Source organism: Cryptosporangium sp. NPDC048952 (assembly GCF_043197895.1).
In the GTDB taxonomy this organism is placed as follows: domain Bacteria; phylum Actinomycetota; class Actinomycetes; order Mycobacteriales; family Cryptosporangiaceae; genus Cryptosporangium.
In genome coordinates, this window is record NZ_JBICTY010000002.1 from 580262 (window position 1) to 600102 (window position 19841).

Sequence of the window (19841 nt, forward strand, 5' to 3'; positions counted from 1 at the left end):
AGGCGCGGGAGCGCGGAGGCGCGGGAGCGCGGAGGCGCGGGAGCGCGGTCGGCGCGGAGGCGCGGCGGGCGCGGTCGGCGCGGAGGCGCGGGAGGCGCGGGAGGCGCGGGAGGCGCGGCGGGCGCGGGAGGCGCGGCGGGCGCGGTGGGCGCGGTGGGCGCGGTGAGCGCGGGTGTTAGGAGTTCGCGAGGGCGGCTCGTTCGGTGGTGGCGGCCTCGCGGAGGGCCTCGAGGCGGGCCGACTCGGCGGCGGCGAAGCCGTCGGCGAACTCGTCGAAGGCGCGCCCGCGCCACCAGGCGAGCACCCGGTCGTAGGCGGCGAGCGCCGCTTGCCCGGTCGCCGCCCGCGCGGCACGCAGCCCGTCCTCGAACTCCCACGCGTCGACGGCACTACCCGGCAACCGCAGCGCGTACCCGTGCGACTCGGTGATCAGCCCCTGCCCCAGCGCCCCACGCAGCCGCGACGCGAGCGTGTACAACGCGGGCCGCACGTCAGCCGGCCCCTCCTCGTCCCCCCAGACGCTCGACGCGAGCTCGTCGTACTCCACCACCCGCCCACGAGCGAGAATCAGACACACGAGCAGCGCACGCTGCCGTCGCGGCAACGCGCGCGGCGGGGACCCCGCCCGCACGACCTCGATCGGTCCCAGCACCCGGCAGCGCGACACGCCCCATCGTAAACACGGTGAGCAGCTATAACGGAGGGAACAGGTTCTGATTGTGGATAATCCACTGTGTCTGGTCACGGTGCACCGGTGACCCGCCTCCCCCGCTTCCGCCCCGCGGATCTCGACGACGACCAGCGCGCCGTCTACCGCGCGGTCACCGGAGGCCGCCGCGCCGAGGGGCCACAGGCGTTCGAACTCGTCGACGCCGAAGGCCGCCTGAACGGCCCGTTCAACGCGATGCTGCTCAGCCCACCCGTCGGCGCCGCCCTGCAGTCGGTCGGCGAGGCCGTACGGTACGAAACCGTCCTCAGCGACCGCGCCCGCGAACTAGCGATCCTCGCCGCGGCCGCCCACTGGAACAGCGCCTTCGAGCGCTCGTCGCACGAGGCCGTAGGCCGTCGCGCCGGCCTCACCGACGACGAACTCGCCGCGGTGCGCTCGAACGCGGAGCCCACGACCCTCGATTTCCACGAACTCACCGTGCTGCGAACCACCCGCGCCCTACTCACCGACCAACGCCTGACCGACACCCAGTACGCAGCCGCCGTCACGACCGTCGGCGAACGCGGTCTGTTCGAACTGACGACGCTCGTCGGCTACTACGGCAGCCTCGCGCTACAGCTGCGCATCTTCGCCGGAGAAGGCTGATGCGCTAGCGTGGCACCAGCCACGTGACAGCCGTCACAGTGGACGGACGCTCAGCCCTCAACGAGGAGGCGCGCCGTGTCCCGTTCTCGCCTGCTGTGCGGATTGGTCGCCGGAGCACTCCTCGGGCCACTCGCCGCCCCCGCCGCGGCACCGGCCAAGGGCCCCACCGGCCAGCCGGAACTGAGCACCCGCAGCGCCCCGATCCTGACGATCGACGGCCTACGCTTCCGCGACCTCGACCGCAACGGCGAGCTCACGCCCTACGAGGACTGGCGCTCCGACCCCGAACACCGCGCCGACGACCTGCTGCGCCGCATGACCCTCGTCCAGAAGGCGGGGCTTCTCGTCCATGGCACGTTGCCGTCCACAGAGACCGGTTACGACGCCGCACAGGTCGGGTCGCTGGTCGGCAAGCGCCACATCCGCACGTTCATCACACGGCTGTCGGTGGCACCCGACGCACTGGCCACCGCGAACAACACCGTGCAGGAAGCCGCCGAGAAGACGCCGCTGGGCGTCCCCGTACTGATCTCCACGGACCCGCGCAACAGCTTCACGGTCACCGAGGGCCAGACCGTCGCCGGAGTCGGCACCACCGCGATGCCCGACGCGATCGGCTGGGCCGCCACCGGCAACAACGAGATGACGCGGCGGCTGGCCGACATCGCCCGGCAGGAGTACCGCGCGGTCGGCATCGGCGAGGGCCTGTCCCCGCAGGCCGACCTCGCCACCGAGCCCCGCTGGACCCGCGTCAACGGCACCTTCGGCTCCGATCCGCAGACCGCCCGCCGATTCGTGCGGGCCTACGTCGCCGGAATGCAGAACGGCACCGCCGGCCTGGACGCGACGAGCGTCGCCACGGTGACCAAGCACTGGGTCGGTTACGGCGCACAGGACAACGGCTACGACAGCCACTACTACTACGGACGCTCTGCGACGTTTCCCGGTGGGCGATTCGCCGATCACGTCGTGCCGTTCCTGGGCGCGTTCGAGATGACCGGGTCGGGCATCATGCCGACGTACTCGATCCTGCGGAACCTGACGGTGCGCGGGCACAAGGTGGAGCAGGTCGGCGCCGGGTTCAACAGTTTCCTGCTCACTGACTTGCTGCGCGGCCGGTACGGGTTCCAGGGCGTCATCCTGTCGGACTGGGCCATCACCGGCGACTGCCCCCAGGCCTGCAAGAACAACAGGCCGCCGGCGTTCTTCGTCGGGCCGTGGGGCGTCGGCATGCCGTGGGGCGTCGAGAATTTGACCGTCGTGCAGCGGTTCGCGCGGGCGATCAACGCCGGGGTGGACCAGATCGGTGGCTCCGACGAGCCGGTCAACGTCACCCAGGCGGTGAACGCCGGGCTGGTGAGTACCGCGCGGGTCGATCAGGCCGCGCGGCGCGTGCTCGCGCAGACGTTCCGGCTCGGACTGTTCGAGAACCCGTTCGTGGATCCGTCCGCGGCGAAGCAGCTGTCCGGGAACGCCGAGTTCCAGGCGTTGGGCGATCGGGCGCAGGCGGCGTCGCTGACGTTGTTGACGAACCGTCGGAACGTGTTGCCGGCTCGTGCGGGGCAGACCGTGTACCTGTCCGGGGTCTCGGCGGACGTGGCCCGCGAGCTGGGGCTGAAGGTCACGACCGATCCGCGGAAGGCGTCCCTCGCGATCGTGCGGCTGGCGGATCCGCGGAGTGGGTCCGGGACGCTGGGGCTCGGGTTCACCGGTGCGGAGGCGGACTACCGGGCGTTCCGGACGGCGGTGGCGGCGGGGGTTCCGACAGTGGCCGTGCCGAAGCTGGACCGGCCGCTCGTGCTGACGAACGTCGCCGACCGGGCGGCGGCGGTGCTCGCGAACTACGGCGTGTCCGATCGGGTGCTGCTGGAGACGGTTCTCGGTACGCGGGTGCCGGGCGGAAGGTTGCCGTTCGAGCTGCCGTCGTCGCAGGCCGCAGCCGACAAGCAGCTCGAGGACGTGCCCGACGACTCAACGAAACCCCTGTTCGACCGAGGCGACGGTCTCTCGTACCGCCGGTGAGCGCCGTTCGCTGCGGTGTTCGGGTGATTGGCGGGCTCTGGCTCGTCCGAAAGGTGGCAAATTAGCGCGAATATGCAAAACGTCGGCACGTCGGGGTCGCGGTTTGGTCCTGAGCTGTTCGTATCCGGTTTGTCCTAAAAACAGATCGGAGACGAAAATGACGCGCAAGACCGCATGCGTCGGGCTGGCGCTCGTCAGCGCGGCGCTGGCCACCGGTACCAGCCTGTCGCTGGCCTCCCCCGCGCTGGCGGCCCCGCCGGCGACGGGCTCGCTCGCGATCAATGTCGGGTCGATGCTTCAGGCCGGCCCCGGCGACGACGATGACGACGACAATTCCCGCGGGAACGCGAACCGCCCGGCCCGAGGCTCAGGCGAAACCCAGCACGGCCAAACCCAGCGCGACGAGAGCCAGCGCGACGGCAACGGCGAGGGGCAGCGCGACGGCGGTGGCCAGCGCGACGGCGGTGGCCAGCGCGGTGGCAATGGCGACGGCGACGGACAGCGCGGCGGCGACCGCGATGGTCAGCGCGGCCAGGGCCAGCGCGGTGACGGTCAGAACCAGGGTGACCACGGTCGCGGTGACGACGACGGCGACCGTGGCAATGGCCGGCGCGGGGACGGCAATGGCCGGAACCAGGGGGACCAGAACGACCGCGGCCGCGGCGATGGCCAGCGCGGCGACGGGCACGGTGACCGTGATGGCCAGCGCGGGGATGGGCGGGACGGGGACCGGCGGGGCCGGGACGAGTCGCGTCGGGACCAGCACCGCGACAGTCGCGAGTGGCGTTACCGCGAGCACCGCCGTGGTGAGCGGATCAACACCGGGTGGTACGAGGGTCGCCGGTGGCGGGGTGGCGACTACCGCGTCTGGCGCGGTGGGTCGGACTGGCGCCATGGTGCCAGTTACCACCGCGGTGGCGGTTGGGACAGCTCGGGCGGCTGGGGCTGGGCACCGCGTGCCAGGTTCGGCGACCGGGTCGAGTCGTTCCACCGTGGCTACATCAGCTGCCAGCAGGCTGGGTACGAGGGTGTCCTCCGTGGCTACTGGGACGACTTCAGCTGCGACTACACCCGCTTCGGCTGGGCGGGCTGGGGCTACTTCGGCTTCGGCGCGAGCGACTGGCGCTACGGCGGCACCTGGGTTCTCCGAGTAGACGACTTCGACATCTACTGACCGAACGAACCGGTCCCGTTCGGACGCGCCGCAACGCGCCCGAACGGGACCGCTCCACCTCGGCACCGCCGCGAACCCACACCGCACCACACAACACGGCGGCGCACGGCACCGCACGACACGGCGGCGCACGGCGCCGTGCGGTACGGCGCCGCGGCGCTACGCGATTGCGGGGGTCGGGGAGGTCCAGGTCGCTACGCAGGCGGCGGAAGGAGTGAGGGCGAAGGCCTCGATTGCGGCGCCCCATTGCCCGGCCGCGGGGCCGAGCGTCGAAAGACGCAGCTCCGGGGCCTCGCGCCACACGAGCAACTCGGTCAGCGTGCGCCGCACCGGCACGAGCAGCGCATCGCCGGCCTGCGCCATGCCACCCCCCAGCACCACCAGCGCCGGATCGAGCAACATCGTCAACGTGCTGACGCCGAATCCCAGCGCCCGCACGGCCTCCCCCCACACCCGATCCGCCACCGGATCAACACCCAACAACCTCACCACATCCGCAGCCGTACCCACCCGCGCCGCCGCATCGGCCAACCCGCCCGCGCCGGGCGCGGTCGGGAAGGTGCCGGAACGCGCCGCACCCACCGGGCCGCCGGACCCATGAGCCCCGGCCGCCGCGCGGGCGGAGTGCACCGCTCCCCCTGGGACGGCGGCTGGATGGGCCTCGCGGGCGGTGAGCGGCGGGCTCGCCTGCCGGGAGGCGGCGGCGAGGGCCTCGTGGTAGCGGCGGGGGACTGCGGCGCCGGCCGCGTAGGCCTCCAGGCAGCCGCGTTTGCCGCAGGGGCAGGGCTCGCCGTCGGGGTAGACGGGCATGTGCCCGGCCTCCCCTGCGGCGCTGCCCGCGCCGCTCACGAGGGTTCCCTCGGTCACGACCGCGGCCGCGATCCCGGTGCCCAGTTGCAGGAGCACGAAGTCGTCGGCTCCCCGGGCCGCGCCCAGGTGACGCTCCGCGCGGCCGGCGGCGCGCACGTCGTGGCCGACCGAAACCGGCACCCCCAGGGGCCCGGCGAGGGCCGAGCGGAGGTCGAAATCGCGCCAGCCGAGGTTCGAGGCGTAGGCGACGGTGCCGGTGGCGGCGTCGACGAGACCCGGGGTCACTACCCCGACCGCGAGCACGTCGAGACCGTCGGCCACCGCGGCCTCGCGCAGCGACGTGATCAACGACAGCACGACAGCGACGGTGTCGTCACCACCGCGGCTCGGCCCCGTGCGGTGGTGCCGCCGGAACCCCAGTTCGTCGACCACGGAGGCCTTGACCGTCGTACCCCCGATGTCGACAGCAACCACCGCGCCCGTCACGCCGCACCACCATCAGCGACCCCGGCGGCCGCGTCCACTGCGGCCGCGTCCACTGCGGCCACGTCCACTCCGGCCGCGTCCACTCCGGCCACGTCCACTCCGGCCACGTCCACTCCGGCCACGTCCACTCCGGCCACGTCCACTCCGGCCACGTCCACTCCGGCCGCGTCCACTGCGGCGCGGACCGCGCGGACCTCGTCCGCGGAGGTGCGGTCACGGCCGCCGACCGGGCGCATGGCGCGGAGGTGCACCTCGGTGACGCCCGTGTGGGCGATCAGCGCAGCCACGTTCGGTGACCGCACCGACCCCCCGGCCAGCACCGTGATCCGATCCCCCGCATGGGCCACCAACGCCCGCAGCTGGTCACGACCGGCCTCGGCCGTCCCCGGTCCCCCACCCGTCAGCACCCGCGAAACCCCGAGCGACGCCAGCGTGTCCAACCCGGAGAACTGATCAGAGAGCGAGTCGAACGCCCGGCTGAACGTCACCGGCGCACCCCCGCACGCCTCCACCAGCGACGCCAGCAGAACCGCATCCACCGACCCCGAAGCGGTCAGACCACTCAGAACGAACCCCACCCGCGGCAACCCCGCGAACAACCGGATGTCGGTCAGCATCACCCGCACCTCGTCCGGCGAGTACACGAAGTCCCCGCCCCGCGGCCGGATCAAAATCTGCACGCCCACCCGCGACGTCGCCTCGAGCGCCCCCGCCACCATCCCGTACGACGGCGTGATCCCACCCTCGAGCAGGTCGGCACACAGCTCGATCCGGTCGGCCCCACACTCCTCCGCTATCCGCGCCCCCGCGACATCGTCCACACAAATTTCGACCAGCGTCACTGCAAACCCTGCACATCTGCCCCCAGCCGGATCCGCCCGACCGGCCGGCCACCCCCGAACACCGGCACCGACGCCAACTCCCCGGCCCCGGACATGTCCACGCCCAGAAATCCCAGCGCCGCGACGGCCAAGAGAGTGGTCGCCCGCGGCGACCCGTCGAACACCTTCATCGCGACCGCACGCCCATCCGGTGCCGCGGCCACCAGCACCCCCTCGGCTCCACCCTTGGCCAACACCCCGGGCACGCGCTGCATCAGCACCGTGTTCACCTGCCCGGTCCCGCCGACGTAGAACGGCTGCGCCCGCATGGCGTCCGCCACGGTCCGCTCCGGAGAGCCGACCGGAGACACGACGAGCCGCGACGCCGCCAGCGCCAGTCCGTGAACGGAGGTCCCGAACAGCGGCGCCCCGCACCCGTCCGTCGTCACGTGCGTCACCGGCGCACCGGTCGCGGCCTCCACAGTGGCACGTACCCGCTGCTGCAACGGGTGCTCCGGCGACAGGTACGACGCCGTGTCCCACCCGTTCACCACGCACGTCGCCAGCATCGCGGCGTGCTTGCCCGAGCAGTTCATCCGGATCGGCGTGGCCACCCCGCCGCCCGCGATCAAGCCGTGCAGCGTCGCCCGGTCCTCGGGCCAGTCCGGCGGGCATCCCAGCGCGTCTTCGGTCAGCCCCGCGGACACCAGGATTTCCCGCGCCAGCACGGCGTGCGCGTCCTCGCCGGTGTGCGAGCCCGCCGAGATCGCCGTGCCCGCGTCGTCCAACACGAGCCCTGACGCATGGCAGGTCACGGCCTGCCACGGCTTCACCGACGAGCGCGGCAGGATCGGTGCGGCCGGGTCGCCGGCCGCGAACGCGACCGACCCGTCGGCCGCCAGCGCGACCAGCGTCCCGAAGTGGTGGCTTTCGGCGAAGCCGTCCCGCTCGACGACTGCCAGTTCAGCGATCATGGTGTCTTCTCCACAACGGGCGCGGCGGTCCGACGCCGGGTGAACGTCTGCAGGCGGTGCGCCGCTCCGGAGAGCAGCAGGTTGCAGACCAAATAGACCAGCGTGACGACGATGTACGTCTGGACGAGCAGATGGTTGTACGCGGCGAGCACCTGAGCCCGGTACAGCAGCTCGGTGAACGCCACGATGTAGCCCAGCGAAGTGTCCTTCAACAGCGACACCAACTGCGATACCACCGACGGCGCCACCGCACGCAGCGCCTGCGGCAGCACGACCAGGCGCATCGACTGCACCCGCGTCATCCCGAGGCTCAGCGCCGCCTCGTTCTGCCCGCGCGGCATGCTCAGGATGCCGGCCCGGAAGATCTCCGCGAACGCCGCCGCGTTGGCCACTGTCAGCGGCAGCACGAGTTTCCACAGCAGCGGCAGGTTCAGCCCGTATGCCGGCAACGCGAACAGCGTCACGTAGATCAACAGGAGCACCGGCAGTGTGCGCGCGATCTCGATGTACGCGGTGGCCAGCCAGCGGATCGGCCGCACCGGCGACAGCCGGCCCAGCGCCAGCACCAGGCCGAACGCGCCACCGAGCACCGCGACCAGCGCCGCGGCCTGCAACGTCCCCCGCAGACCGACGAACAGGTACTTCCAGATCGGCCACTGCCCGAACGGCTGCCACTTGGCGGCGTCCAGCTGTCCGTGCGAGGCAAAAACGCGAAGAGCCAAAGCAACGACAACAACAAGGACGACGACGGTGACGATCGACGCGATGCGAATGCGGCGGCGACCCCGGGGCCCCGGCTCGTCGAACAGTACGGAAGCGCTCATCGGTGGCCTCCGCTCTTCGCGCGAGCGCTCATCTGTGGCCTCCGCTCTTCGCGCGAGCGCTCATCGGAAAATCGCCACCCTCCGCTCGACAAAACCGGTCGACAGGCCGATGACCAGCGCCAGCGCCATGTACGCGAGGCCGGCGCCGACGAAGATCGGGATCGGCTGGGCGTGCACCAGGTTGACCTTGTTCGCCGACGCGGTCAGCTCGACCACACCGACGGCCGCGGCCAGCGACGTGTTCATGACCAGCGCGATCATCACGTTGCCGACCGGCTGCACCACGGCCCGCAGCGCCTGCGGCAGGATCACCAGCCGCAGCGACTGGAAGAACGTCAGGCCGATCGCGCGGGCGGCTTCGGCCTGGCCCATCGCGACCGTGTTGATGCCGCTGCGCACCGCCTCGGCCACGTACGCGGCCTCGTAGATCACCAGCACGACGACGACGGTCGTCGTCAACGGCATCAGCAGTCCGACGTCAGGCAGCGCGAACACGAACAGGACGAGCAGTGCCAGCGCCGGGACGTTCAGGAAGAACTGCACGTACGAGAACGCGAGACTGCGCAGGATCGGCACCGGGCTGACCCGGGCGGCGGTGACCAGCACACCCAGGATCAGCGCGCCGATGCCGGCGACCACCGTCATCCAGACCGTGGTCCAGAGCCCCTCCAGCAGCGCTGGCAGGTTGTCGAGCAGGACGTTCACGTGCGGCGCCTCCGACTGAGTGACTTAAATGCAGAACGCCGGGGTGAACACACCCCGGCGCCAACGGACTCAGGACCCGGGAACCGAACCGATCGCGGGCGGCTCGGGAGCCTCCGACTTCACGACGGTGCCGAGCGACGCCTTCCAGATGTTCGCCCACACACCCTTGTCCTGGATCGTCTTCAGCCAGGTGTTGACGAATTCCTTCATCTGCGAGTCGCCGTGCTTGAGGCCGATGCCGTAGGGCTCCTCGGTGAACGGGTTGCCCACGACCGTGATCGCCGGGTTCGACTTCGCGTCGCTCGCCAGCAGGGTGATGTCCTGCACGTAGGCGTCGCCGCGGCCCTGGGTCAGCGCCTGGACGGCCTGCGGGTCGGTGCCGAACTGGACGACCTTGGCGGTCGGGACCCGCTTCGGGATCTCGGTGACGGCCGGGGTGTTCGCGCCGACGATGACCGTCTTGCCGGCCAGGTCCTCGACGCTCTTGATCTCGGTGTTGCCGGTCTTCACCGCGACCGCGAGGCCGGAGGAGAAGTACGGTCCGGCGAAGTCGACCTGCTTCGCCCGCTCCTCGGTGATCGTGTACGTGTTGAAGACGACGTCCACGGTGCCGTTGGCGAGCAGGGCCTCACGCGTCTCGGTGGCCGGGGGCACGATCTGCACCGACGGCTTGCCGATGATGTAGGTCGCGAGGGCCTTGGCGAGGTCCGCGTCGAAGCCGGTGACGTTGTCGGGGTTCGACGGGTCCTGCTGGGAGAGCAGCGGGGCGTCGAGCGCTTCGGCGACGACGAGCTTGCCGCGCTTCTTGATCTTCTCCATCGTCGACCCGGCGACGATCAGCGAGGCGTCCGCGACCGGCGCTCCGGACGCGGTGTCGGCTCCGGTGCTCGCGGCGGGCGGTACCGCGGACGAGTCGGAGTCCGAGCCGCCGCACGCGGCCAGCGTGAGCGTCACAGCGGCGAATGCCGCCGTGAGCAGCGTTCGAGTGGCGACCTTCGCCATGGGGTTTCCTTCCTGCCGTCGCCGTTCGGCGGCGGATGATCCGTGGGGCTCCGGCAACAGCCGGCTCAGTGGGAGAGAACCTTCGAGAGGAACGAGCGGGCCCGCTCGCTGCGGGCGCCCTCGAAGAACGTGTCCGGGTGGTCGGACTCGACGATCTGGCCCTCGTCCATGAACACGACACGGTTCGCCGCTCGCCGGGCGAACCCCATCTCATGGGTGACGACGACCATCGTCATGCCGTCCGCGGCGAGCCCGACCATGACGTCGAGGACCTCGCTGACCATTTCCGGGTCGAGAGCCGACGTGGGCTCGTCGAAGAGCATCACCGTGGGCCGCATCGCCAGTGACCGGGCGATCGCGGCGCGCTGCTGCTGACCGCCCGACAGCTGCGCCGGGTACTTGCCGGCCTGCTCGGCGATGCCGACCCGTTCGAGCAGCTCCAGAGCGTCGCTCCGGGCCTGCTTCTTGTCTTTCTTGCCGACGTGGATGGGACCCAGCGCGACGTTGTCGAGGATCGTCCGGTGGCCGAACAGGTTGAACGACTGGAACACCATGCCCACCTCGGCACGCAGGCGCGCCAGCTCCTTGCCCTCGCCGGGCAGCGGGCGGCCGTCGATGCGGATCTCGCCCGACGACACGGTCTCCAGGCGGTTCAGGCAGCGGCACAGCGTGGACTTGCCCGATCCGGACGGCCCGACGATGACGACCACCTCGCCGGCGGCGACCGTGAGGTCGATGTCGCGGAGGACGTGGTGATCACCGAAGTACTTGTTCACCCCAGTCACTTCGATCACGGAACCGAGACTAAGTCCAATTATCGAAACAAGTCAACGACCCATCGAAGATTTATCCCGAACCTGGTACAACGAAGGGGTGCTGCCTGAATCGATTGCCCCGGACTCGCCGGGAGCCGTCCTCCGCCTCGTGCGTTCGGGTCAGGCCGCGTCCCGCTCCGACATCGCGCGCCTGACCCATGTATCGGCGTCCACCGCGGCGATTCGCGTCGAAGCCCTGATCGAGCTCGGTTTCCTGCACGAGACCGGCGCCGGGCGGTCCCGGGGCGGACGGCGTCCGCGGGTGCTGGAGCTCCGCACGGACGCCGGTGTCGTGGCCGCCGCCGACCTGGGCGCCCACCACGCCACGCTGGCCCTCTTCGACCTCGGCGGCACGCTCCTGGCCGAGCAGGAACTCCCCATGGACATCGCCGACGGCCCCGAGCGCGTACTCGCGTGGGTGGTGGAGCAGGTCGGCTCCATGCGCGAGGCGCACGTCGCGCGGGAGCCGGGCGCCGCCGCGGAGCGGGTGGCCGGCACCCCGGCCGGACCGCAGCCGGCGCCGCTGCTGGGCCTCACCGTGGGCGTTCCCGGGCCGGTCGACTTCCGTGCGGGAAAAGTGGTCTCGCCCTCGCGGATGCCGGGCTGGAACGGCGCCGACGTCCCCGCGCTGGCGAAATCCCTCACCGACGTGCCGGTGCTCGTCGAGAACGACGCCAACCTGATGGCGCTCGGCGAGTTCGCGGCCTCCCCCAGCGAACACCTCGTGTTCCTCAAGGCCGGCTCCGGCATCGGCTGCGGCGTCATCGCGTCCGGCCAGTTGCACCGGGGCGCGCGAGGCGCGGCCGGCGACATCAGCCACGCGCCGGTCTCCGACCAGCAGGACGTCCCCTGCTCCTGCGGCCGCACCGGCTGCCTCGACGCGGTCGCCAGCGGCGCCGCCCTGGCCCGGCGCCTGGCCGAGGCGGGCTTCGACGTCCGCGGCACCACCGGCGTCGTCGACATCGCCCGCGACGCCGAACCGGTGTCCGCACGCATGTTCCGCGACGCCGGCCGCGCCACCGCCGACGTCCTCGCGACGATCGTCAACTTCTTCAACCCCGACACGCTGGTGCTCGGCGGCCAGCTCAGCCAGGCCGAGCCCTACGTCGCGAACATCCGGTCGACGCTCTACGAGCGGTGCCTGCCGATGGCCGTCGAGAAGCTCGTCATCGAGCCGAGCAGGGCCGGACGGCTCGCCGGTGTCATCGGCGGCGGCCACCTGATGCTCGAGCACCTCTTCGATCCGGCCCGGGTCAACGCGCTCGCCTCTTAAGTGACCAGCCCCGTGCGATAGGCGTGGACGACGGCCTGGACGCGGTCCCGGAGGCCGAGTTTCGCCAGGATGCGGGACACGAACGTCTTGACGGTCTCCGGGCTGACGTGCAGCGTCGCGGCGATCTCGCTGTTGGACAGCCCGGTGGCGATCAGCCGCAGCACCTCGAGTTCGCGCGGGGTCAGCGTGGTCTCCGCGCCGCCCTCGGGTGGGCGGATCCGCGCGGCGAAGCGCCCGACGAGCTGGCGGGTGACCTCGGGGTCGAGCAGGGCCGCGCCGCTGGCGACCGTGCGGATGCCGCTGATCAGGTGCGCCGGGGGTGCGTCCTTGAGCAGGAAACCGCTGGCGCCGGCGCGCAACGCCTCGTAGACGTACTCGTCGAGGTTGAACGTCGTCACGACGAGCACTTTCACGGGATCCTCGACGCCGACGCCCGCCAGCAGCCGGGTCGCCTCGATGCCGTCGAGGCCCGGCATCCGCACGTCCATCACGACGACGTCGGGCCGCAGGCGGCCGGCGAGCTCGACCGCCGCGCGGCCGTCGGAACACTCGCCGACGATCTCCAGGTCGGGCTGGGCGTCGATGATCGTGACGAACCCGACGCGGATCATCGCCTGGTCGTCGCAGACGAGCACTCGGATCACCACGGGGCAGAACGCTACCGAGCGGGGCGGAGGAAGTCGTCACCTGACCGTGGGCCACACGCGTAGCTCGCTCGGGGGACACTGGTGCGGTGCAACCCCTCCTGACGATCGCGCCCTTCACCCCCGAGGACGCCGCGGACGCCGTCGCGGTGGCCCAGCTCACCGAACTGATCAACGAGGTCTACGCCGACGGTGAGCAGGGCCTCTGGATCCCCGGCCAGACCCGCACCACGGTGGGTGAGCTGACGAACTTCGCCCGCGCGGGTGAGCTGTTCGTGGCGCGCCTCGACGACGAACTGGTCGGCTCGGTGCGGATCTGCCGCCTCGACGAGACGACGAGCGAGTTCGGCATGCTGGTCGCCTCGACGAAACACCGCGGGCTCGGCGTCGGCCGTGAGCTCGTGCGGTTCGCGGAGGCCAACGCCCGCAGCGCCGGCGACACGCGGATGCAACTGGAGGTGCTCACCCCGCAGGACTGGACGCACCCGGTGAAGCAGTTCCTGGTCGAGTGGTACACCCGCATCGGTTACGTCAACGTGCGCACCGACGATTTCGCGCCCGCGTACCCGCACCTCTCACCGCTGCTCGCGACCCCGTGCGACTTCCGGATCTTCCACAAGAACCTCGAGTGACGCTGCGCCTAGAATCCTCGTTCGGACGAAGGAGGTTCCGGTGACCAGCGTGGCCAGCGAGCGGACGATCCCGGCGCGCGGGCGGCAGCGGGTGATCGACGCGGCGCTCGCGCAGTTCGCCGAGTTCGGCGTCGAGGGCACGTCGCTGCAGATGATCGCCGACGCGATGGGCGTCACGAAGGCCGCGGTGTACTACCACTTCAAGACCAAGGACGAGATCGTCCTGGCCGTGGTGTCCCCGGCGCTCGGCCAGCTGCGCGAGATCCTCGACCACACCGAGGCGCAGCGTGCGCAGTCGGCCCGTACCCGGACGTTCCTCGCCGGGTTCGTGCGCCTGGTCGTCGGCCACCGCGAACTGCTGACACTGCTCTACGACGACGTCGCGGTGATCCGCACGCTGCGCCGGCACCTTCCCGACTTCGCCGACTACGAGCACCGCATCCCTCGCGCGATCGTCGGAGCGGACGCCGACGCCGGTCAGCGGGTGGCGGCCGCGGTGGCGCTCACCGGCATCGTCGCGGCGGCGGGCAGCCCGGAGTTCGGCACGCTGCGCGACGACGAACTCGAAGGCCACCTGCTCGACGCCGGTCTACGGCTGATCATCCCGCGCCGCGGGCACCGGCGCGGCCCACCGTAGGGGCGTCGCGAGCAGGTCGACGAAGCGGTCGACCACGCGGTACGCCTCGGCGATGTCACCTCCGCGGATGATCGCCTCGCGCAGCGCGGCGTCGACGACGGCCCAGAGCATCAGCGCGGTGTCCTCGGCCGCCGCCGGGCCCAGCGCGTCGAGGTCGTGCGCCAGGATCATTCGCGTATCGCGCTCGGTGGCCGCGATCAGCGCTGCCGCCTGGCGGTCGGCCGCCGTGCGCAGCGCGACGTGCACCCGGTAGTGCCACGGCCGCAGTTCGAACGCGGCGATGATCGTGTGTAGCCGGACGCGCAGCCGGTCCTCCGGCGGGAGCTCGTCGGGCACCTGCCGGGCTGCCGCCAGTTCCGGTGCCGTCACCGCCCACTCGCGCACCGCCGAGGCGTACAGGAACTCTTTCGACGGGAAGTACCGGTACACGGTGCCGAGGGCCACGTCGGCGGCCCGGGCGACCGATCGCATCTGGATGTGCTCGTACTCCGCGGAATCGAGCGCACTCAGAGCTGCGGCGAGGATCCGGGACCGCCGCGCGGTCTGCGTCGCGGTGAGTCTCGGCATGGCCCCTCCCCACGCGGAATGAACTGGATTCTAGACCTATCGCTCTTGACCCGATTCGCCGGTATTGAAATCCTGTTTCACACGCCGCGTTCTGCGTCAGGAGCCGACAATGTCCGTCGCACCCGACTATCCGCGAACCCTCACCATCGACGGTGCCGCGGTCGAGACCGCCGAGCGCTTCGAGGTGATCGACCCCTCCACCGGGAGGCCGTTCGCCTCGGCGCCGTCCGTCTCCCCCGTCCAGCTCGACAGCGCGGTCCGCGCCGCGGACGCCGCCTACCGCACCTGGCGCCGCGACGAACCAGCCCGGCAGAAAGCCCTGCTCGCCGCGGCGGACGCCGTCGACGCCGCAGCCGGCGACCTGGCCGCGATCCTCGTCACCGAGCAGGGAAAGCCGCTGCGTGACGCCCGCGCGGAGACGTACGCCGTCTCGCTCTGGCTGCGCTACTACGCCGGGCTCGAGCTGGCACCCGAGGTCGTGCGCGACGACGAGAAGGGCTATGCGGAGGTCCACCGCAAGCCGATCGGTGTCGTCGCGGCGATCACCCCGTGGAACTTCCCGCTGACGCTCGGCATGTGGAAGATCGCGCCGGCGCTGCGGGCGGGCAACACCGTGGTCATCAAGCCCTCGCCGTACACGCCGCTGGCCACGCTCGCTCTCGGCGAGGTGCTGCGCACGGTGCTGCCCCCGGGTGTGCTCAACGTCGTCACGGGTCCGGATCCGCTCGGTGCGTCGCTCACCACCCATCCGCTGGTCCGCAAGATCAGCTTCACCGGCTCCACCGCGACCGGGAAGAAGGTCGCCGCGGCCGCCGCCGACGACCTCAAGCGCGTCACGCTGGAACTCGGTGGGAACGATCCGGCCGTCGTGCTGCCCGGCGCGAACATCGCCGACATCGCCGCCCCGCTGTTCTGGAGCGGCTTCATCAACAACGGCCAGACGTGCCTGGCGATCAAGCGCGTCTACGTGCACGAGTCGCAGTACGACGAGCTCGTCGACGCGCTGGCGTCGATCGCGAACGGCGTGAAGGTCGACCAGGGCCTGGTCGAGGGTGTGCAGCTCGGACCGATCAATAACAAACCGCAGTACGAACGGGTCAGCGGCCTGGTCGAGGACGCGATCGCGGCCGGCGCCAACGTCGCGGCCGGTGGCTCGCGGTACGACCGCGACGGCTACTTCTTCCGGCCGACGATCCTGTCCGGCCTGTCCGACGGCGTCCGGATCGTCGACGAGGAGCAGTTCGGCCCGGTGCTGCCCGTGCTCACGTACCGGGACGTCGACGACGCCGTGGTCCGGGCCAACGACACCATGTACGGGCTCACCGCGTCGGTGTGGTCGGACGACCCGGAGCACGCGGCCGAGGTCGCCGGGGAGATCGACGCCGGCCAGGTGACGGTGAACGCGCACGGCAGCGCGATCACGCCCGACCTGCCGTTCGGCGGCCACAAACACAGCGGGATCGGCGTCGAGAACGGGCCCTGGGGTCTGCTCGGCTTCACCGAGATCCAGGTGATCGCGGGCCCGTCGCGGCGGCGTGCCCCCGACTAGAATGGGCCGGTGCCGACCGGGGTAGCTCTTCGCGATGTTCGGACGCAGTTGTTCGACGCCGCCGAGCGGGTCCTGCTGCGGTCGGGGCCCAGTGCGCTGACCAGCCGGGCGGTCACGGACGAGGCCGGCGTCGCGAAGGGTGTCCTGCACCGGCACTTCGCCGACTTCGACGCGTTCCTGGCCGACTTCGTGCTCGACCGCGTCGACCGGATGGACGAGCAGGCGGCTTCGCTGCGGGACGCCGCCGGCTCCGGAACCGTCGTCGGCAACCTCGCCGACGCGCTGACCGCGCTGTTCGGGTCGGTCGCGGTGGCGATCGTGCCGCTGGTGATCTTCCGGGACGAGCTGCGCGCCCGGCTGCGCGAGACGTGGCCGGCGGGTGTGCCGGTACTGACCGAGGGCGCGATCATGCTCGCGTCCTATCTCGCCGCGGAGCAGGAACTCGGGCGCCTGGCCGCGGACGTTCCGGTGGACGGGCTGGCGCCGATGCTGGTCGGTACCGGCCACCTGCTCTTCGCCGACCGCACCGGCACCCCGCCGGCGCCCGACGCCGTCCGGGCGATGGTCACGACCGTCGTCGGCGCGCACCTGCGGTAGCGGTCAGGTCAGCTTCCACAGGCGGACCGTGCCGTCGGTGCTCGCGGTCACGACGTGCGTGCCGTTCGCGGTGAACGCGGCCGCGCTCACCGGCGCGCTGGCCGACAGGCGCACCTCGGCGCCGGAGCGCTCGCCGGTGGTCGCGTCCCACCAGCGCACGACGTTGCCGGCGCAGGTGATCAGTCGGTCGGAGTCGCGGCTGAAGCCCAGCGCGATGCTCAGGTCGGTCGGGCCCGGATCGATCGCCGGGCCGACGGCGTCGCCGGACTGCGCGTCCCAGAGCTGGACGGCGTTCTTGAAGCCGCCGGAGACCAGGCGGCTGCCGTCCGGGCTGAACGCGACGCTCGTCGTCACCGCGTCGCCGCGGTTCGGCTGGAACTTCAGCTGCTGGTGGCTGCCGGCGTTCCACAGGCGGACGCCGTCGTCGGCGGCGGTGGCGATCCGGGTGCCGGTGGGGGCGAAGGCGATCGCCGCGACCGGGGACGTGTGGCCGCGTAGCGGCGGGTCGGCGGCTTCGACGGTGATCGAGTTCCAGATGCGGACGACGCCGTCCGCGCCACCGGCGGCCATCGTGGCGCCGTCCTGGTCGAACGCGACCGCGACGGTCTTCTCCTGGCCGACCGGGACGGTGGCGCCGGCTTCCCGGCCGCTGCCAGGATCCCACTGGTGCAGGACGCCGTCCTGGCCGCCGGTGAGCAGGACTCCACCGCTGGGTCCGGCGAGCGTCGGGTCGTCGTCGACGACGAAGGCCGCGGACCACACCGTGGTGTTCTGGCCGCCGAGTGGGCCGACCTGGCGGTTGGCGGCCGGTTCCCAGACGGTGACCTCGCCTCCCGTGGCGATCCAGGCCACGTGGGTGCCGTCGCCGTCGATGGCGACACGTTCGGCGATCGATTGACCTGCCGTGAACTGGGCGACGAGCGCGGCACGGTGCTCGACCGTGGCCGTCTTCTCGGCGGCCGCCGTGGTCGCGGTGTGGGAGGCATCCGCCGACCGGTCGGCATTGATCACCACCGTGGCCGCCGCAACCGCCGCCACCACCACAACCGCCGCCGCCCCGGCCACCAGCGTGCGCCGCTGCCCCGGCCGACCCGGCCCCAGCGCCCGCCCCTGCACCGGCGCGGCAGGCTCCTCGGGCCGCTCCCGGTCACCGGTCCGGACCCAACCCTCCGGGCCCGGCACCGCGGGAACCGCGGGCTTCGGGGGGAGGTCGGGCATGGGTTCGTTGCCGAGCATGACGGTTTGGGAGGAGGGCGGCACCGGGCGGGGACGCGGGCGAGGGGTGACGCGGGGATCTGCCGTATCGCCCTGTTCGCGCCACGGTCCGCGCTGGTAGAGCAGCGCGCCGTCGATGCGCAACGGAACACCGGACCGGCTGATCCAGTCCCCACCGAGATCGTGCTCGGCCGCGTTGACCAGATCGACAGCGAACGCCCGCGCCGACTCCGGCCGGTTCGCGGGATCCTTCTTGAGCAACCGCTCGACGAGCTCCGCCAGCGCCGGCGGCGCACCCTCCAGCGGCTCCGGCGGCACCGACAGGTGATGGTGCAACAACCCGGGTAACGACAATCCGGTCGGATACGGCGACTTCCCGGACAACAACTCGTAGAACAGCACCCCGAGCGCATACAGGTCGGTAGCCGGACCGATCCTTCCGCCAGAGATCTGCTCGGGCGCGATGTACCGCGGCGTCCCCACGATGTCCGCACTGGCCGACGCATCGGTCCCGGCGAAGAGCTTCGCGATGCCGAAATCGCCGACCTTCAGCAACCCCCCGGTCGTGAACAGCAGATTCGCTGGCTTGATGTCCCGATGCACCACCCCGTGCTGATGCGCGACAGACAGCGCCTCCGCCACCGCGAGCATCCACGCCGACGCCACGTCCGGTGCGACCGCCCGCCCCATCCGCTCGGTCAGCGTCCCTCCACCGAGGTGCTCGAGCACCAGCAGCAGAACCGAATCCCCCTCGGCGTACTCGTTCACGCGAACGATGTGCGGATGATCGAGCGCGGTCATCACCCGCGCCTCGTTGAGGAACCGCCGGGACGCGTCGTGGTCCCGCTCGGCGACGACGAGCGCCTTCACCGCGTGGGCCGAACCGAGACGCCGGTGCCGGGCGGAGAACACCAGCCCGTGCGCACCCCGTCCGAGGGGGTCGCCGATCTCGTACTGCGGGAGGGCGACGACCAGTTGGGCCCGATCGATGATCACGTCGACTGATCCCGCCTCACACCGTCTGCCGTCCTTGGCCGCGCCCGCCGCGGTGCAGGCGCGAATCGATTCTGCCCCGTAGGCACCACCGTGCGCACCCGCCCCCCTGAAGGGGGTCATCAGGGGCCGAAGGCGCATCGAAAGCGAATCGTAAGCTCGACGCGTCAAGGTCTGGTTGTCCACGAAACATGACCTCGGGAGCACATCCGATGCGCAAGCTCATCAACTCCACCTACATCACGCTCGACGGCGTCATCGAGAACCCGATGTGGACCATGCCGTACTTCGACGACGAGGCCGGCGCGCTCGCCGGATCGCAGACCCAGGCCGCGGACGCCGTGCTCATGGGCCGCGCGACCTACGACGGGATGTTCCCGGCCTGGTCGAGCCGGGACGAGAACGACCCGACGACCGGCGCCGCGTACTTCAACTCGGTGAAGAAGTACGTCGCGTCGACGACGCTGACCAACCCCGAATGGCGCAACGCCGAGGTGCTGCAGGGTGACCTCGTCGAGGCCGTCGCCGCGCTGAAGGCGCAGGAGGGTGGCGACATCATCCAGTACGGGCTCGGCTCGGTGTCCGCTCAGCTGATCACGGCCGGCCTCGTCGACGAGGTGCGCCTGTGGATCCACCCGGTCTTCGTCGGCGGCCCCTCGGTCACCGCTCCCCTGCCCGACTTCACCGCGACGTTCTCGCTCGTCGACACGCAGGTCTTCAAGAGCGGCGTCATCATCGCGTCGTACAAGCCCGTGAACGACTGAAGCTCGGGTGAAGGGTGAGGCT

At 71.3% G+C, this 19841-nt stretch carries 20 protein-coding genes; 9 read left to right on the forward strand and 11 right to left on the reverse strand.

Features of this window, described 5'->3' with window-relative positions; all coding sequences use genetic code 11:
- Positions 1-175 precede the first annotated feature (175 nt).
- Positions 176-667, reverse strand: a complete 492-nt coding sequence (locus tag ACGFY5_RS10905; protein WP_392719397.1) for a winged helix-turn-helix domain-containing protein — start codon at positions 665-667, stop codon at positions 176-178.
- An 87-nt stretch (positions 668-754) separates the two neighbouring features.
- Between ACGFY5_RS10905 and ACGFY5_RS10910 the strand changes: the two genes are divergently transcribed.
- From ACGFY5_RS10910 to ACGFY5_RS10920, 3 genes are all read left to right on the forward strand, one after another.
- Complete coding sequence (locus tag ACGFY5_RS10910) at positions 755-1315, forward strand: carboxymuconolactone decarboxylase family protein (protein ID WP_392719398.1); 561 nt, start codon at positions 755-757, stop codon at positions 1313-1315.
- A gap of 75 nt (positions 1316-1390) precedes the next feature.
- Positions 1391-3337, forward strand: coding sequence for a glycoside hydrolase family 3 protein (locus tag ACGFY5_RS10915; RefSeq protein WP_392719399.1), 1947 nt, complete (start codon positions 1391-1393; stop codon positions 3335-3337).
- A 157-nt stretch (positions 3338-3494) separates the two neighbouring features.
- The gene (locus ACGFY5_RS10920; RefSeq protein WP_392719400.1) at positions 3495-4511 is read left to right on the forward strand and encodes a hypothetical protein; all 1017 of its coding nucleotides are present in this window, start codon (positions 3495-3497) and stop codon (positions 4509-4511) included.
- Positions 4512-4670: 159 nt separating this feature from the next.
- Here ACGFY5_RS10920 and ACGFY5_RS10925 read toward each other — a convergent pair whose 3' ends face one another.
- From ACGFY5_RS10925 to ACGFY5_RS10955, 7 genes are all read right to left on the reverse strand, one after another.
- Positions 4671-5807 (reverse strand): ROK family protein, encoded by a 1137-nt coding sequence (locus ACGFY5_RS10925; RefSeq protein ID WP_392719401.1) that lies wholly within the window; start codon positions 5805-5807, stop codon positions 4671-4673.
- A complete protein-coding gene (locus ACGFY5_RS10930) occupies positions 5804-6649 on the reverse strand; it encodes a copper homeostasis protein CutC (protein ID WP_392719402.1) in 846 nt (281 codons plus the stop codon). The genes ACGFY5_RS10925 and ACGFY5_RS10930 overlap by 4 nt, the downstream gene beginning before the upstream one ends.
- Entirely contained in the window at positions 6646-7602 is a 957-nt protein-coding gene (locus ACGFY5_RS10935; protein WP_392719403.1) for an asparaginase, read from the reverse strand. The genes ACGFY5_RS10930 and ACGFY5_RS10935 overlap by 4 nt, the downstream gene beginning before the upstream one ends.
- Positions 7599-8426 (reverse strand): amino acid ABC transporter permease, encoded by an 828-nt coding sequence (locus ACGFY5_RS10940; protein ID WP_392719404.1) that lies wholly within the window; start codon positions 8424-8426, stop codon positions 7599-7601. The genes ACGFY5_RS10935 and ACGFY5_RS10940 overlap by 4 nt, the downstream gene beginning before the upstream one ends.
- Positions 8427-8486: 60 nt before the next feature.
- Positions 8487-9131 (reverse strand): amino acid ABC transporter permease, encoded by a 645-nt coding sequence (locus ACGFY5_RS10945; RefSeq protein WP_392719405.1) that lies wholly within the window; start codon positions 9129-9131, stop codon positions 8487-8489.
- A gap of 69 nt (positions 9132-9200) precedes the next feature.
- The gene (locus ACGFY5_RS10950) at positions 9201-10133 is read right to left on the reverse strand and encodes a glutamate ABC transporter substrate-binding protein (protein ID WP_392719406.1); all 933 of its coding nucleotides are present in this window, start codon (positions 10131-10133) and stop codon (positions 9201-9203) included.
- 65 nt (positions 10134-10198) lie between these two features.
- Positions 10199-10927: an amino acid ABC transporter ATP-binding protein gene (locus ACGFY5_RS10955; RefSeq protein WP_392719407.1), complete on the reverse strand. Its 729-nt coding sequence runs from the start codon at positions 10925-10927 to the stop codon at positions 10199-10201.
- A gap of 79 nt (positions 10928-11006) precedes the next feature.
- On the opposite strand from ACGFY5_RS10955, the gene ACGFY5_RS10960 reads away from it, so the two are divergent.
- On the forward strand, positions 11007-12221 hold the full coding sequence (locus ACGFY5_RS10960) for an ROK family protein (protein ID WP_392719408.1): 1215 nt from the start codon (positions 11007-11009) through the stop codon (positions 12219-12221).
- Here the strand turns inward: ACGFY5_RS10960 and ACGFY5_RS10965 are convergent.
- Complete coding sequence (locus tag ACGFY5_RS10965; protein WP_392719409.1) at positions 12218-12868, reverse strand: response regulator; 651 nt, start codon at positions 12866-12868, stop codon at positions 12218-12220. The genes ACGFY5_RS10960 and ACGFY5_RS10965 overlap by 4 nt on opposite strands.
- An 86-nt stretch (positions 12869-12954) precedes the next feature.
- Here ACGFY5_RS10965 and ACGFY5_RS10970 point away from each other — a divergent pair, with 86 nt between their 5' ends.
- Both ACGFY5_RS10970 and ACGFY5_RS10975 read left to right on the forward strand, forming a co-directional pair.
- Positions 12955-13497 carry a GNAT family N-acetyltransferase gene (locus tag ACGFY5_RS10970; protein ID WP_392719410.1) on the forward strand — a complete coding sequence of 181 codons (543 nt, stop codon included), beginning with the start codon at positions 12955-12957 and terminating at the stop codon, positions 13495-13497.
- A gap of 40 nt (positions 13498-13537) precedes the next feature.
- The gene (locus ACGFY5_RS10975) at positions 13538-14134 is read left to right on the forward strand and encodes a TetR/AcrR family transcriptional regulator (RefSeq protein WP_392719411.1); all 597 of its coding nucleotides are present in this window, start codon (positions 13538-13540) and stop codon (positions 14132-14134) included.
- Here the strand turns inward: ACGFY5_RS10975 and ACGFY5_RS10980 are convergent.
- Positions 14087-14701 carry a TetR family transcriptional regulator gene (locus tag ACGFY5_RS10980; RefSeq protein ID WP_392719412.1) on the reverse strand — a complete coding sequence of 205 codons (615 nt, stop codon included), beginning with the start codon at positions 14699-14701 and terminating at the stop codon, positions 14087-14089. The two genes, ACGFY5_RS10975 and ACGFY5_RS10980, sit on opposite strands and share 48 nt — an antisense overlap.
- A gap of 109 nt (positions 14702-14810) precedes the next feature.
- Here ACGFY5_RS10980 and ACGFY5_RS10985 point away from each other — a divergent pair, with 109 nt between their 5' ends.
- Complete coding sequence (locus ACGFY5_RS10985; RefSeq protein ID WP_392719413.1) at positions 14811-16250, forward strand: aldehyde dehydrogenase family protein; 1440 nt, start codon at positions 14811-14813, stop codon at positions 16248-16250.
- Between the two features lie 9 nt (positions 16251-16259).
- Complete coding sequence (locus ACGFY5_RS10990; protein WP_392719414.1) at positions 16260-16847, forward strand: TetR/AcrR family transcriptional regulator; 588 nt, start codon at positions 16260-16262, stop codon at positions 16845-16847.
- Positions 16848-16850: 3 nt separating this feature from the next.
- On the opposite strand, the gene ACGFY5_RS10995 is transcribed toward ACGFY5_RS10990, so the two are convergent.
- A complete protein-coding gene (locus ACGFY5_RS10995; RefSeq protein WP_392719415.1) occupies positions 16851-19058 on the reverse strand; it encodes a WD40 repeat domain-containing serine/threonine protein kinase in 2208 nt (735 codons plus the stop codon).
- Between the two features lie 209 nt (positions 19059-19267).
- On the opposite strand from ACGFY5_RS10995, the gene ACGFY5_RS11000 reads away from it, so the two are divergent.
- Complete coding sequence (locus tag ACGFY5_RS11000; protein ID WP_392719416.1) at positions 19268-19819, forward strand: dihydrofolate reductase family protein; 552 nt, start codon at positions 19268-19270, stop codon at positions 19817-19819.
- Positions 19820-19841: the final 22 nt, after the last annotated feature.

Coding starts and splice junctions, on each gene's coding strand:
- ACGFY5_RS10920 (WP_392719400.1), top strand. CDS start 3,495: ATGACGCGCAAGACCGCATGCGTCGGGCTGGCGCTCGTCAGCGCGGCG.
- ACGFY5_RS10935 (WP_392719403.1), bottom strand. CDS start 7,602: ATGATCGCTGAACTGGCAGTCGTCGAGCGGGACGGCTTCGCCGAAAGC.
- ACGFY5_RS10940 (WP_392719404.1), bottom strand. CDS start 8,426: ATGAGCGCTTCCGTACTGTTCGACGAGCCGGGGCCCCGGGGTCGCCGC.
- ACGFY5_RS10950 (WP_392719406.1), bottom strand. CDS start 10,133: ATGGCGAAGGTCGCCACTCGAACGCTGCTCACGGCGGCATTCGCCGCT.
- ACGFY5_RS10980 (WP_392719412.1), bottom strand. CDS start 14,701: ATGCCGAGACTCACCGCGACGCAGACCGCGCGGCGGTCCCGGATCCTC.
- ACGFY5_RS10985 (WP_392719413.1), top strand. CDS start 14,811: ATGTCCGTCGCACCCGACTATCCGCGAACCCTCACCATCGACGGTGCC.
- ACGFY5_RS11000 (WP_392719416.1), top strand. CDS start 19,268: ATGCGCAAGCTCATCAACTCCACCTACATCACGCTCGACGGCGTCATC.